Raw genomic sequence first — 14,066 nt, 5'->3', positions numbered from 1 at the left:
TCAGATGTCTGCTGCGTCCTCGCGCAGGAAGATCGCCTCGATGGCGAGGTCGAACAGGTCGGCGATGCGGAAGGCCAGCGGCAGCGAGGGATCGTATTTGCCGGTCTCGATTGCGTTCACGCTCTGGCGGCTGACGCCGAGACGCTCGGCGAGGTCCTGCTGGCTCCAGCCGCGTTCGGCGCGCAGGACTTTGAGGCGGTTCTTCACTTGGCGCCTCCGCGCGTGCCCCATGCGTTGGCCGCCATACCGGCGAACAGGCAGACCGCCCACAGCGGAAAGACGAAGAACAGCGGCAGGCGTGGGACGTTGGTATAGATTTCCAGAATGCCCCAGACGCTGCAGATCGCGAGGGTCAGGCCGGTGGCGATCATCGCCTTGCGCACTTCGAGCATGCGCAGATATTCGTCGTCGAGTTCGAGGAACAGCCGCGCGATCGACCAGAGCATGCCCAGCACCGCAAGGCCCGGCAGCAGCGCGATGGCGATCGTGCCGACCGAGGCCGTGCTGTGCTTGTGGAGCAGAGAGGACGCCGCAACGATGGCACCGGTATAGAGCACGGCACTGACGGCCATACGGCGCGCATAGCGTTTGTAGGCGGGATTCCTGGGTTGCGTGAAAGGATTGCAGGATGTCATGACAAGCCTCCTTGTTTGTTGGTAAAGTAAACTTGTCATTTTGATGCAACGATGTCAAGTGTCATTGACATTAGGTGAGGGCTTCGGCCTTGGATGCGCCAATATCCTTGGATTCCTGCCGCATTGGCGCTACATCGCCCGGCATGACGCAGGCGCGCCCTACCCAGACCACTACCACCACCCGGTGCCACCGGGCACGGTCGGTCGCGGTCTGAAGTCGCCGCGCTGCCGTCGCCCGGAATTTCGGGCGGGGCTGGCGTCTCTCTCCCCAAACGAAGCCGTTTTAGACGACGCCGCACCTTCACCCGGCGGCGCGCCTGTGCCATGGCGCGCTGCAAAGCCCGGTTCCTGAAAGAGTCCGGGTCCATGACGCTTTGACGCCCACATGCCGTTGGTATGGCATGGGGCAAACGAAAGATGAGTTCGCACATGTCCGAGATGTTCAAGATCAGCCTGCCCGACGGTTCCGTCCGCGAGATGCCCGAAGGCTCGACCCCGGCAGACGTCGCCGCCGCCATCGGCCCCGGCCTTGCCAAGGCGGCCATCGCCGCGCGGATCGACGGGGAACTGGTCGATCTCACCCGACCCTTCGCAGGCGATGCGAACCTCGCTCTCGTGACCTCGCGCGATGAGGCGGATGCGCTGGAACTGGCGCGGCACGACTATGCGCACGTTCTGGCCGAAGCGGTGCAGGCGCTGTTCCCCGGCACGCAGATCACCTTCGGCCCGGCGACCGACGACGGTTTCTATTACGATGTGATGGCGCCCGAAAGCCGCGAGCCGTTCTCGATGGACGATCTCCCGGCGATCGAGGAGAAGATGCGCGAGATCATCAAGGCCGACAAGCCGCTGGTCCGCGAAGTCTGGAGCCGTCAGCAGCTGATCGAGCGCTGGACCTCGGAAGGTGAGCGCTTCAAGGCCGAATGGGCTGCCGAACTCCCTGAGGGCGAAGAACTGACCGTCTACTGGTCGGGCCAGCCCGGCTCGCAAGGTGCCTGGCTCGACATGTGCCGCGGTCCGCACCTGCCCTCGACCGGCAAGCTCGATCCGGCCGCCTTCAAGCTGACGCGCGTCTCGGGCGCCTACTGGCGCGGCGACCAGAAGAACGCGCAGTTGACGCGCATCTACGGCACCGGTTGGCTGAACAAGAAGCAGCTGAACGAGCATCTGACGCGCCTTGAAGAGGCCGCCAAACGCGATCACCGCCGTCTGGGTCAGGAGATGGACCTGTTCCACCTCCAGTCCGAAGCGCATGGCTCGGTGTTCTGGCACCCCAAGGGCTATGTGATCTGGCGCGAGCTGGAAGCCTACATGCGCCGCGCCATCGATGGGGCGGGCTACAAGGAAGTGAAGACCCCGCAGGTCATGGACGCGCGCCAGTGGGAGCAGTCCGGCCACTGGGGCAAGTACCGCGAGAACATGTTCGTCATCCCCGACGAAGTGCCCAACGTCGAGGACGAAGGCCCGATCGTTTCGGACGAGGCCGAGTGGATGGCGCTCAAGCCGATGAACTGCCCGGCGCACCTGCTGATCTTCCGTCAGGGCATCAAGTCTTACCGCGAACTGCCGCTGCGCATCTACGAGAACGGCTGCTGCCACCGTAACGAGCCGCACGGCGCGCTCCATGGCCTGATGCGCGTGCGCCAGTTCACGCAGGACGATGCGCATATTTTCTGCCGCGAAGACCAGATCGTCGCCGAAGTGCGCGCGTTCTGCGAACTGGCGGACCGCGTCTACAAGGACTTCGGTTTCACCTACGCGATCAAACTGGCACTGCGCCCCGAAAAGCGCTTCGGCACCGAAGAGATGTGGGACATGGCCGAAACGGAGCTGCGCAACGCGGTGTCCGACGCCGGCCTTGCGACGCCGGAATACGGCTGGGAGGAGCTGCCGGGCGAAGGCGCGTTCTATGCGCCCAAGCTGGAATGGCACCTGACCGACGCGATCGGCCGTACCTGGCAGGTCGGCACGATCCAGTCCGACCGCGTGCTGCCCGAGCGTCTCGACGCCTCGTACATCGGCGAGGACGGCGACCGTCACCGCCCGATCATGCTCCACCGCGCGATCTTCGGCTCCTACGAGCGCTTCATCGGCATCTTGATCGAGCACTTCGCGGGCAAGTTGCCGGTCTGGCTCGCGCCGGTGCAGGCGGTGGTCGCCACCATCGTTTCGGACGCCGATCCCTATGCTTACGAGGTGATGGAAAAGCTGAAGGCGGCGGGCGTTCGTGTCGAGACCGATCTGCGCAACGAGAAGATCAACTACAAGGTGCGCGAGCATTCGCTGAAGAAGGTTCCGCACCTGCTGGTCGTCGGCAAGCGCGAGGCCGAGGAAGGCACCGTCGCCCTGCGCACGCTGGGCGCCGAGCACCAGAAGGTCATGTCGCTCGACGAGGCGATTGCCCTGCTCAAGGCCGAGGCAACCGCGCCTGACCTTCGCGGAAAGGACGCCTGACATGATCCAGCGCGAACTCCTCGACGCGGCCTGGGTGCCGGGTGGTGAGAAGCTCGAACTGTTCCGGCACGACAAGGACTTCATGATCGTGCTGGGGCACAACGAACTGATGAGTTCGCGCCAGTGGGGCTCGGAAGAGGCGCTGGCGGTGCAGTCGATCGAACGCATCGCCCACGCCAAGCGCCCGCACATTCTGATCGGCGGCTATGGCATGGGCTTCACACTGCGCGCAGCGCTCAAGCTGCTGCCCGCTGATGCGAAGATCACGCTGGTCGAACTCGTGCCAGAGATCATCGAATGGGCGCGCGGGCCGATGGCGGACCTCGCTGCCGGTTGCCTCGACGATCCGCGCGTGAACCTCGTGATGAGCGATGTTGCGCAGATGATCGACGGCGCGCGCGGCGAATACGATGCGATCCTGCTCGATGTCGACAACGGCCCGGACGGCCTTGTGCGCGAGGACAACAACGTGATCTATTCCAAGGCAGGCCTGCGCGCCGCCCGCGCGGCACTGACGCCCGGCGGGGTGCTGTCGATCTGGTCGGCAGGCCCGGACCCGGCCTTCGCCCGCCGTCTGGAGCGCAACGGCTTCACGGTCGAGGAGCGCCGCGTCCACGCCCGCAGCAACGGCAAGGGCGCCAAGCACACGATCTGGTTCTCGAAGGTCGCCTGAGGTCGGGTCTTATACCAAGGCGCTGAGATGCTGGCGCATCACGCCTTGGAAATGTTCAAGCGCCACAAGGGCTTGACCAAAGCTGCGGTGAGTAAAGCTCATCCCAGCTTTGGTATCACCAGGGCACGACCTTGCCGAAGCGATCAAGATATTCGAGGCCGGGGCGCTGGCGCTTGCCCTCGATGATGTCGGCCAGGATCGGCAGCGAGTCTTCCAGCGTATAGGGCGCGTCTGCACCGCCGAGATCGGTGCGAATCCATCCGGGCGCCAGTGTCAGCAGCGCGCGGGAGGCATCCTTCTCGCGTGCGGCGAAGCTGCGCATTGCCATGTTGAGCGCCGCCTTCGAGCAGCGATAGACCTCGCGCAGGCCCACTTCGTTGTTGGCGATGCTCCCCTGCCCGGACGACATGACACCGATGAGGCCGCTTGCCGGGACAAGGTGTTGCAAGGCCTCGATCACCCGCATGGGCGCAAAGGTGTTGGTCAGCATCACGTGCTGGAAAACATCGACGGATACGTCTCCGACCGGTGTGTCGGGTTCTTCGTTGGTCGTGCCCGCATTGACGAACAGCATGTCGAGCGTCTGGCTGACCAGCCGTTCGAGCAGGGCATCCGTTTCATCGGCGGAGTTGATGTCCAGCGTCTCGACGATCAGACGTCCGGCGCAAGTCTCGGCCAGATCGTGCAGGGGCGTGCGCGAGCCGCTGCGCACGGTGCCGATCACGCGCCAGCCGCGCGCCAGAAATTCACTCGCAAGGCCAAGGCCAAGCCCGCGCGAAGCGCCGACGATAAGCAGGGTGGGTTCGGTCATGGCAGGCTCCTGTCTCCAAGGTTCCCTGCTATCTGGGGACGGCTATCACCGTCCGCCAGTTCCGTTTTCCAATTCCCTAAGCCACTTACACCCAACTGTCGGTAAGCTTCGTTGCGACTTCGATGTCGTTGAGGAAGTCCACCTCGCCCCAGCCGAGGCCCTCGATCGAGACGGTGCCGACCTGCATCGTCGGCGCGATCCAGTCGATCACTTTCAGATACCAGTGCTGGACGCCCTCGGGCGTGCGCATGACCTTGCGCACGGTCTCGCGGAACAGGTCGACGCCCTCGCCCCGGAAGGCGAGGAAGCCGATGGATTCGGCGTTGGACTGGGCGGCGGTCAGCGTCTTGCCGATGTGGACGAGGCGGCCATCGGCCTCGCGCTCCACTTTCATGTCGTCGCTGTCGTAGCCGTCGGCCTTCACGTCCACGGTGACGGTGATCGGCCAGGGCTTGCCGTCCGGCGCCAGTGCGCCTTCCTGCACCTTGGCGACGATCTCTTCCGATACCAGCGTGTCTCCGTTCAGGATCACGAAGTCGCCCTGCATGCGGTGGCGCACGATCCAGCACGAGCCGAGGTTGTCGGCCACCTTGAAGAACGGGTTGTAGAAGGTCTTGATCTCGACGCCGGGGATCTCGATCGCGGCGAGATGCTCGTCGAGCATGTCGGTCATGAAGCCGGTGACGATATCGATCCGCTTGAAGCCGCCGCGCGCCAGCATTTCGATCTGCCATGCGATCAGCGATTTGCCGGAGAAGTCGATCATGCACTTGGGCCGCTCGGCGGTGAGCGGCAGCAGGCGCGAGCCCTGTCCGGCGCTGAGAAGAATGGCGTGTTCGATCATAAACGGGTGCCTCGGCAGAGAACCTTGCGCCACAGCGCCGGTACTCGGGGAAAATCGGGTGATATGTTGCAGCCCTCTAACGCTTGATGTTCCGCGAGGAAAGGCCGGGGCGGTGTACCGAAGCAGGTCAACGGGCGATCAGGAGGCAAAAGGCGCGGCTTGCCTCTGCCGGTTCGCTCGTCCACATGCCGGGTCATGACTGCCACTCGCGAAGCCGACGCGGAATCGACTCCGCTGCGCCGGATCCTCAAGAACACCGCATGGCTGCTGGGCGGCAAGGGCTTTGGTGCCGTGTGCGGGCTTGCCTATCTGGCAATCCTGACCCGCACGCTGGGGCTCAAGGACTTCGGACACTTCTCGCTGATTTTCGGCACCGCGCAGGCGTTGATCGCGATCGCGGGCTTCCAGACCTGGCGCGTGGTGGTGCGCTATGGCAGCGATCACGTCCATAACCGGGACTGGGGGCGCTTCGGGCGGCTGGCGATGCTGTGCGGTATGCTGGACCTTGTCGGCGCGGTGATTGGCTGCGGCATCGCGGCCATCGTGATCTACGGCTTTTCGCACCAGCTCTCGCTCAATCCCGAATATATCGACACGGCGTTCTGGTTCAGCTGCGCCTCGCTCTGGGCGCTGGTGTCGGCGCCGACCGGCATCGTGCGTGCGCTGGACCGGTTCGACCGCTCGGTCTACGTCGAGGCGGTGGTGCCGGTGGGGCGCCTGCTGGCTGCGCTGCTGATCTGGGCGACCGGCCCTTCGGTGCAGCGCTACCTGCTGGCCTGGGCGGTGATCGACCTGATCGAGGCGGCGCTGTACTGGATCACGGCCAGACGGCTGTGCCCCGAGGCGATCAACCTGGCCAACCTGTGGCGCTGGCGCGAGGCGTTGCGCGAGAATGACCGGGTGGGGCACTTCTTCTTCGTGACCTTCTGGGGCTCGACCGTCGATGCCCTCACCCGCAACGGGCCGTTGCTGGCGGTCGGCGCCTTCGTCTCCACCAAGGCGGCGGGTCTCTATCGTCTGGCCTCGCAGATTTCGCAGGCGCTGAGCAAGCTCTCCAGCCTGCTGACGCGCACGGTTTATTCCGAAGTCGCGCGGGTCCATGCCGGTGCCGATCTTCGTCAGTTCCGCCGCCTCGCCTTGCAGACCAGCCTCTATGCGGGCCTCGCAGGCCTTGTCGTGGTGGGCGTGGCACTGACGGCGGGGCGCTCGCTGCTCGAACTGATCGCGGGTGAGGCGTTCGAGGGCGGTGCGGCAATTCTCGTGCCGCTGACGCTGGCCTCCAGCTTCGATCTGGCGAGCGTGGTGTTCGAGCCGGTGCTGCACTCGACCGGCAATGCGCGCCTTTCGCTGACCGCGCGGGTGATCGCGCTGGGCGCGCTGGGCGTGGGGCTCTACCTGTTCCTGCCGATGGGCGCGGTGGGGGCGGCCTGGGCCGTGGCGCTGGGCGGGTTCGTCTCGTACCTCGCGATGGGCGTGATGGCGTGGAATACGCTGCGGGGATGGCACGGCGCGCGATACCGGCTTCGGCGGACTGACACGCGGCCGCGCGGCCCCCTCGACAGTCGGCCCCTGAGGGGTATCATGCCCGGCATGAACGCCCCCGTCACCGATCTCGTCTCTCCCTCGCTGCTCGCCGATGCACAGGCGCTGGCGCCGGACATCGTGGCGCTGCGCCGCGCGATCCATGCCGAACCCGAACTGGGGCTGCATACGCCCAGGACGCGCGACAAGGTGCGGGAGGCGCTGGCCGACCTGCCGCTCGAATGGGTCGAAGGCCCCTCGACCACAGGTCTCGTCGCCACGCTGAAAGGCCGCGCGGGTGACGGCCCCTGTGTGCTGCTGCGCGGTGACATGGACGCGCTGGCGATGCCCGAGGAGACCGGGCTGGACTTCGCCTCGACCCTGCCCGGCAAGATGCATGCCTGCGGACACGATGCTCATACTGCTATGCTGGCGGGCGCGGCGCGCGTGCTGTGCGGTCGCGCCGATACGCTGGCGGGCGAGGTCCGTTTCATGTTCCAGCCGGGCGAGGAAGGTTATCACGGCGCGCGCTTCATGCTGGAGGACGGACTGCTGGGCGGCGAGGGCACGGACCGTGCGCTGCCCGATGCCGCATTCGCCTTTCACGTCATGCCCAATGCCCCGCATGGCTCAATCTCCGGGCGCGCCGGGCCGCTGATGGCAGCGGCGGACGAGATCGGTATCGAGGTGTCTGGTGCGGGGGCCATGCCTCCACGCCCCATCTCACGCAGGACCCGGTGCCGGTCGCCTGCGAGATCGTCGCGGCGATCCAGACGATGGTGGCGCGGCGCTATCCGGTGTTCGATCCGGTGGTGGTGACGATAGCCAAGATCGAGGCGGGCAGCGCGCATAACGTGATCCCCGACAGCGCGAAGCTGGTCGGCACCATGCGCACGCTGTCGCCTGCCAATCGTGCGCGCCTCAAGGCCGAGTTGCCCCGTCTGGCCGAGGGCATCGCTGCGGCGCATGGCCTCAGCGCGAAAGTCACCATCAAGGACGGCTTCCCGGTGACGATGTGCGATGCGCGCGCGGTCGATTTCGCGCAAGGGCTGGCGGGCACGATGTTCGGCGCGGACTGCTTCCGTCGCCTGCCCGATTCGATCATGTGGGCGGAGGACTTCTCCTATGTGCTGGAGAAAGTCCCCGGCGCGATGTTCTTCCTTGGCGTGGCGAAAGAGGATGCAGACTGGAGCGCGGCCAGCGGCATTCATTCCACCCGCATGATGGTGGACGAGACGGTCCTGCCGCGCGGCTCGGCATTTCTGGCAGGCCTTGCCGAGACGTTCCTCGCCAACGGCGGGTTCTGATGGCGATCAGGCCTTCACGTCGTCCCATTCGGGATGGCGCTTGAACATCGCGGCCACATAAGAGCACGTCGGCGCGATGCGGAAATGGTTCTCGCGCGCGTCGGCCACCAGCGCTTCGACCAGTCTTGCCGCCACGCCGCGCCCGCCGATCTCGGTCGGGACCAGCGTGTGATCGGCGTAGTGAACGCCGTCCCGCTTGGTCCAGGTGAGCAGGCCGAGGGCATCGCTGTCGGCCACATGGGCGCGATATTCGCCGCCGCCGGGCTTTTCGTGCTTGGTGATCGTCACGCCGACCATGGGCAAGATCCTTGATTTTGTTGCTGCAATACCGTGCTGCAGTGCAACCGGACGCTTGACGGCGCCGCAGCACTGCCTAACCCATATGGCCATGCAGTTCCTTTCCGACAACGCCGCCCGAGTTCACCCCAAGGTCTGGGAGGCGATGCAGGCCGCCGACGCGCCGCAGCCGCCATACGATAACGATGCGCTCAGCCGCGAGTTCGACGCGCGGTTCTCGGCGCTGTTCGGGCGCGAATGCGCCGCGATCTGGGTGGCGAGCGGGACGGCGGCCAACTGCATCGCGCTGTCGACCATGGTCGCGCCGCACGGCGGCGTGGTCTGCCACGCCGATGCCCATATCGAGAACGACGAAGGCGGAGCGCCCGGCTTTTACCTCCATGGCGCCAAGCTGCTGCTCGGCGGAGGCGAGAATGCCAAGCTGACACCCGATTCGGTGCGCGCGGTGATCGAGGCGATCAATCCCAGCGTTCATCAGGTCCAGCCGCACGCCATCTCGATCACGCAGGCGAGCGAGGCCGGCTGCGTCTATACTCCCGCCGAACTCGCCGCGCTGACCGGTCTTGCGCGCGAGCGCGGCCTCAAGTTCCATGTCGACGGCGCGCGCTTCGCCAATGCAGTCGCCTCGCTGGGCGTTTCACCTGCAGAGGGGGTGGGCGATGCCGATGCGCTGAGCTTCGGTTTCGTCAAGAACGGCGGGTTCTGTTCCGAAGCCATCGTGTTCTTCGACACCGGCCTTGTCGAAGTCGCCCGCTATCGCCGCAAGCGCGCGGGGCACCTGCAATCGAAGGGGCGGTTCCTTGCCGCGCAGATACTGGCGATGCTCGACAACGACCTGTGGCTCGATAACGCCCGCGCGTCGAATGCAGCGGCAGCGGAAATCGCCGCCTCGGCTGCCGGGCGGCTGGTCAATCCGGTTGAGGCGAACGAGGTGTTCCTGCGTCTCAATGCCGATGAGCGGGCGATCTTACGCGGACAGGGCTTCTCGTTCTACGACTGGGACGAGACGACCGCCCGGATCGTGACCGCGTGGGACACCGTTCCCGAACATGCGACGGCGCTCGCGCGCGCCATCGCTGCGCTCTAGGGGGCTGGCGACAATGCGCGAGGAGGGGGCCTCGCTGCTGCGGCCACAGGTGGCGCTGCCGTTCCTGCTGGTCTGCATGATCTGGGGATCGACCTGGTGGGTCATCACCGGGCAGATAGGGCAGGTGCCGTCGGCGTGGTCGGTGACCTATCGTTTCGCGATGGCGACGCCCGCGATGTTCGCAGTGGCGCTGATCATGCGCAAGTCGCTGTCGCTCGGCATGGCTGGGCACCGGCTGGCGCTGATGATGGGCGCACTGCAGTTCTGCGGGAACTACAACTTCGTCTATCTGGCCGAGGAGCACCTGACTTCGGGCATCGTCGCGGTGATGATCTCGCTGATGCTGGTGCCCAACGCGGTGCTGGCGCGGCTGTGGCTGGGGCAGCCGGTGACGAGGCGGTTCCTGCAAGGCAGCGCCATCGCTATCGCCGGGATAGCCCTGCTGCTGATCCACGAGGCGCGCGATGCGCCGATGGGCGGCGGCGTGATCTCCGGCATCGTCTTCGCGGTGATCGCCATGCTCTGCGCCTCGTTCGCCAACGTGATGCAGGCGAACGAGACCGGGCGCTCGCTGCCGATGGTCAGCCTGCTGGCCTGGGCGATGCTCTACGGCACGCTGATCGACGCGGTGCTGGCCTCCGTCACGGTCGGCGCGCCGGTGATCCCGCAAGGCGCGACCTTCTGGTGGGGCACGGCCTACCTTGCCTTCGCAGGCTCGGTCGTGACGTTCCCGCTCTATTACACGCTGGTGCGCCAGTTGGGGCCGGGGCGTGCGGCCTATAACGGGGTGGCGGTCGTCGTCGTCGCGATGCTGATCTCGACGGTGTTCGAGGGCTATCGCTGGACGCTGCTCGCCGGGCTTGGCGCCGCGCTGGCGACAGTCGGGCTGGTCGTGGCGCTGAGCGCGCGCAGGCCTGCCGCGAAATCGGGATAGCGCGGGGACCAGCCGAGCACGCGCCTGGCCTTGCCGTTGGCGACGCGGCGGTTCTCGGCATAGAACGCCCGCGCCATCGGCGAGAGCTGGGCCTCGTCGAGCGGCAGCACCGGCGGCGGGGCGATGCCGAGCAGGCGGCAGGCTTCCTCGACCACGCGGTTCTGCGGGCACGGCATATCGTCGGCAAGGTTGTAGGCCCCTGACGGCGCGGCAAACCCGGCCACGACGCCGCGTGCGATGTCATCGACATGGACCCGGCTGAACACCTGATCGGGCAGGTCAATGCGATGCGCGCGGCCTTGCGCTGCCCGCTCCAGCATATTGCGTTCGGGGCCATAGATGCCCGGCAGGCGGTGGACCCGCGCGCCCAGCGCCAGCCATGCCGCATCCGCCTCGCTACGGGCAGAGCGCCGCCCGCCGCCCGTGGGCGCGCTTTCGTCCACCCAGGCGCCGCCGGTATCGCCGTAGACGCCGGTGGAGGAGAGATAGCTCAGCGCTTTGCCTGCCAGCGCCGCGCCGTAGCGCTCCAGCACCGGATCGAGCGGCTCGCCGCGCCCCTCGCGTCCCGGCGGCACAGAAGAAAGCACATGGTCCGCATCCGCCAGCGCCAGCCGCACGCTCCCCTCGTCATCGAAGGAAAGCGTACCTTCGCGACCGGTCGAGACCACTTCCCACCCCTGGGCCGTCGCATCGCGGGCGATCCGCGTGGCGGTATAGCCGAGGCCGAAGATGAACAGGCGGGGACGGGGGGAGGTTGCAGGCATGGCGTCGTCCATGTCCCCGCAAGCGAGCCCTTCCGTCAAGTCACGGCTGGCAATCGTGTGGCGATGGCCTAAGTACGAGGCATGGATATCGCCAGCAGACCCTCGCAGCCCGAAGACACCCAGGTCGCGGACGCCGCTCCGCCGCCGCAGACCCCGGCGGTGATCCGGCGCGAGGATTATCAGCCGCCCGCGTGGCTGGTGCCCGAGATCGCGCTCGATTTCGCACTGGGCCTCGATGCGACGCGGGTGGTCGCGAAGCTTTCGGTCCAGCGCAACCCCGCCGGGAACGGCACCTCGACGCTGCGCCTCAATGGCGACCAGATCGTGCCGGTGGCCGTTGCGGTCGATGGCGAGGCCGTGAACGACTGGCGCCTCGATGGAGACGATCTGCTCGTCGAACTGAGCGGCGATGCGCATGAAATAACCGTGGAAACCGCGCTCAATCCGGCGGCGAACAGCCAGCTGATGGGGCTCTATGCCTCGAACGGGATGCTCTGCACCCAGTGCGAGGCGGAAGGCTTCCGCCGCATCACCTTCTTCCCCGACCGCCCCGACGTGCTCTCCACCTATTCGGTGCGGATGAGTGGCGACAAGGCGACGTTCCCGATCCTGCTGGCCAACGGCAACTGCACCGCGAGCGGTGAGGGCGAGGACGGTATGCACTGGGCCGAGTGGCATGACCCCTGGCCCAAGCCGAGCTATCTTTTCGCGCTGGTGGCGGGCGACCTGATCGCCAATCACACCACCTTCCAGACGATGGGCGGACGCACGGTGGACCTCAACGTCTGGGTTCGTCCGGGCGATGAGGGGCGCACCGATCATGCCCTCGAATCGCTGGTCAACTCGCTGAAATGGGACGAGGAAACCTTCGGTCGCGAGTACGATCTCGACCTGTTCAACATCGTTGCCGTGTCCGATTTCAACATGGGCGCGATGGAGAACAAGGGCCTCAACGTCTTCAACACGCGCTATGTTCTGGCCGACCCTGACACTGCGACCGACGGCGATTACGATGCCGTCGAAGGCGTGATCGGGCACGAATACTTCCACAACTGGTCGGGCAACCGCGTGACCTGTCGCGACTGGTTCCAGCTTTCGTTGAAGGAAGGCTTCACCGTCCTGCGCGACCAGTTGTTCAGCGCCGACATGGGCAGCGAGGCGGTCAAGCGGATCGAAGACGTGCGGATTTTGCGCAGTGCCCAGTTCCCCGAGGATTCCGGCCCGCTCGCGCATCCGATCCGTCCCGATTCCTATCAGGAAATCAGCAACTTTTACACTGCGACCGTCTATAACAAGGGCGCCGAGGTGATCCGCATGATGCGCACCATGGCGGGCGCAGAGCGGTTCCGCAAAGGCACCGATCTTTACTTTGAGCGGCACGATGGCGAGGCCGCGACCTGCGAGGATTTCGTCAAGGCGATCGAGGACGGCGCCGGGCTGGACCTGACGCAGTTCCGCCTGTGGTATTCGCAGGCAGGCACGCCGCAGGTGCGGGTTGAACAGGTACAGAACGGGACAGAGACGGTGCTGACGCTGACACAGGCGGTGCCTGCCACGCCCGGCCAGCCCGAAAAGCAGCCGATGCCGATACCCCTGCGCGTCGCTCTGTTCGACCGTGCCACCGGCACCCATTCGGGCGAGCAACTGATCGTGCTGACCAAGGCCGAGGACAGCTTCGCGTTCGCCGGTTTCAAGACCGCGCCTGTCGTCTCGATCAATCGCGGTTATTCCGCGCCCGTCGCCATCGAGATGGACCGCGACCCGGCGGACCTCGTGTTCCTGGCCGCGCACGATGACGATTCTTTCGCGCGCTACGAAGCGATGCAGAGCCTCGTCGTCCGCCACCTTGTGGCCGCCGTCGATGGGGCACTGTCCGACGAGGCGCGCGAGGCCGGGCAGCAGGCGATCGGACAGGCCTTCGCGGCCGTGCTCGCCGATGAGGCGCTCGACGATCTGATGCGCGGCGAACTGATGATCCTGCCTTCGGTCGCCTATCTGGCCGAGCAGATCCTCGTCAGCGATCCCTCCGCGATCCATGCCGAGCGCGAGGCGCTGAAGGCGTGGCTGGGCCGGACCTGTGCCGAGGCGCTCGCGGCGATGCACGACCGCGCCAGCGCCGTACCCTATTCGCGTGAGGCTGCCGCTCGCGGCGCGCGCAAGGTGAAGACGCAGGCGCTGGTCTATCTCGCGGCGGGCCAGCCGCAGCAGACGGCGGCGCGCGCCATGGCGCAGTACCGCGCGGCGGACAACATGACCGACCGGCAGGGCGCGCTGATGGTGCTCGCCGGGCTCGATGCGCCCGAGCGCGAGGAGGCGCTGGCCGACTTTTATGCGCGCTATGCCGACAATGCGCTGGTGGTGGACAAGTGGTTCTCGCTTCAGGCCGGATCGCTGCACCCGCGCGTGCTCGACCACGTCCGCGAACTGGCAAAGCACCCTGCGTTCACCATGGGCAATCCCAACCGCGTGCGCGCGCTCTATATGGCATTGGCGGTCAATCCGGGCGCTTTCCACGATGCCAGCGGCGAGGGCTATCGCACCATCGGCGATCTGATCCGCCGCCTCGATCCGGTGAACCCGCAGACGGCGGCGCGCTTCGTGCCTGCGCTGGGGCGCTGGCGCCGGATCGAGCCGGTCCGCGCCGCGCTGATGCGCGAGGAGCTGGAAAAGATCGTCGCGCAGGCGGGCCTGTCGCGCGATGTCTTCGAGCAGGCGAGCAAGAGCCTTGGTTGAGGTCGG

The 14,066-nt window shown here is 66.3% G+C and carries 11 protein-coding genes and 2 pseudogenes; 7 read left to right on the top strand and 6 right to left on the bottom strand.

Annotated elements, in window-relative coordinates; all coding sequences use genetic code 11:
- Positions 1–207: a helix-turn-helix transcriptional regulator gene (locus CI805_RS02090; protein WP_260925672.1), complete on the bottom strand. Its 207-nt coding sequence runs from the start codon at positions 205–207 to the stop codon at positions 1–3.
- The gene (locus CI805_RS02085; RefSeq protein WP_260925670.1) at positions 204–635 is read right to left on the bottom strand and encodes a hypothetical protein; all 432 of its coding nucleotides are present in this window, start codon (positions 633–635) and stop codon (positions 204–206) included. The genes CI805_RS02090 and CI805_RS02085 overlap by 4 nt, the downstream gene beginning before the upstream one ends.
- Positions 636–1,064: 429 nt before the next feature.
- Between CI805_RS02085 and thrS the strand changes: the two genes are divergently transcribed.
- Both thrS and CI805_RS02075 read left to right on the top strand, forming a co-directional pair.
- Positions 1,065–3,089 carry a threonine--tRNA ligase gene (gene thrS, locus CI805_RS02080; protein WP_260925668.1) on the top strand — a complete coding sequence of 675 codons (2,025 nt, stop codon included), beginning with the start codon at positions 1,065–1,067 and terminating at the stop codon, positions 3,087–3,089.
- Position 3,090: 1 nt separating this feature from the next.
- The gene (locus CI805_RS02075; RefSeq protein WP_260925651.1) at positions 3,091–3,762 is read left to right on the top strand and encodes a spermidine synthase; all 672 of its coding nucleotides are present in this window, start codon (positions 3,091–3,093) and stop codon (positions 3,760–3,762) included.
- Between the two features lie 115 nt (positions 3,763–3,877).
- Here CI805_RS02075 and CI805_RS02070 read toward each other — a convergent pair whose 3' ends face one another.
- Together CI805_RS02070 and CI805_RS02065 are read right to left on the bottom strand one after the other, a co-directional pair.
- Positions 3,878–4,573, bottom strand: coding sequence for an SDR family NAD(P)-dependent oxidoreductase (locus tag CI805_RS02070; RefSeq protein WP_260925649.1), 696 nt, complete (start codon positions 4,571–4,573; stop codon positions 3,878–3,880).
- An 85-nt stretch (positions 4,574–4,658) separates the two neighbouring features.
- Positions 4,659–5,417 (bottom strand): phosphocholine cytidylyltransferase family protein, encoded by a 759-nt coding sequence (locus tag CI805_RS02065; RefSeq protein WP_260925647.1) that lies wholly within the window; start codon positions 5,415–5,417, stop codon positions 4,659–4,661.
- A gap of 195 nt (positions 5,418–5,612) precedes the next feature.
- Between CI805_RS02065 and CI805_RS02060 the strand changes: the two are divergent.
- Positions 5,613–6,419, top strand: a pseudogene (locus tag CI805_RS02060) (lipopolysaccharide biosynthesis protein); the annotation flags it as partial.
- Positions 6,420–7,007: 588 nt separating this feature from the next.
- Positions 7,008–8,245, top strand: a pseudogene (locus tag CI805_RS02055) (M20 family metallopeptidase).
- Positions 8,246–8,251: 6 nt separating this feature from the next.
- Here CI805_RS02055 and CI805_RS02050 read toward each other — a convergent pair.
- Positions 8,252–8,542 carry a GNAT family N-acetyltransferase gene (locus CI805_RS02050; protein WP_260925645.1) on the bottom strand — a complete coding sequence of 97 codons (291 nt, stop codon included), beginning with the start codon at positions 8,540–8,542 and terminating at the stop codon, positions 8,252–8,254.
- Positions 8,543–8,633: 91 nt separating this feature from the next.
- Between CI805_RS02050 and CI805_RS02045 the strand changes: the two genes are divergently transcribed.
- Positions 8,634–9,629, top strand: a complete 996-nt coding sequence (locus CI805_RS02045; protein ID WP_260925643.1) for a threonine aldolase family protein — start codon at positions 8,634–8,636, stop codon at positions 9,627–9,629.
- 13 nt (positions 9,630–9,642) lie between these two features.
- Positions 9,643–10,563 carry a DMT family transporter gene (locus CI805_RS02040; protein ID WP_260925635.1) on the top strand — a complete coding sequence of 307 codons (921 nt, stop codon included), beginning with the start codon at positions 9,643–9,645 and terminating at the stop codon, positions 10,561–10,563.
- Here CI805_RS02040 and CI805_RS02035 read toward each other — a convergent pair.
- Positions 10,464–11,327 carry an SDR family NAD(P)-dependent oxidoreductase gene (locus CI805_RS02035; RefSeq protein ID WP_260925633.1) on the bottom strand — a complete coding sequence of 288 codons (864 nt, stop codon included), beginning with the start codon at positions 11,325–11,327 and terminating at the stop codon, positions 10,464–10,466. The two genes, CI805_RS02040 and CI805_RS02035, sit on opposite strands and share 100 nt — an antisense overlap.
- Positions 11,328–11,408: 81 nt before the next feature.
- Between CI805_RS02035 and pepN the strand changes: the two genes are divergently transcribed.
- Complete coding sequence (gene pepN, locus CI805_RS02030; protein ID WP_260925631.1) at positions 11,409–14,060, top strand: aminopeptidase N; 2,652 nt, start codon at positions 11,409–11,411, stop codon at positions 14,058–14,060.
- Positions 14,061–14,066 lie beyond the last annotated feature (6 nt).

This window comes from Novosphingobium sp. 9, from assembly GCF_025340265.1.
Taxonomy (GTDB): Bacteria; Pseudomonadota; Alphaproteobacteria; order Sphingomonadales; family Sphingomonadaceae; genus Novosphingobium.
The sequence above is the reverse complement of the archived record's forward strand: the minus strand, read 5'-3'. Positions and strand labels throughout refer to the sequence as shown.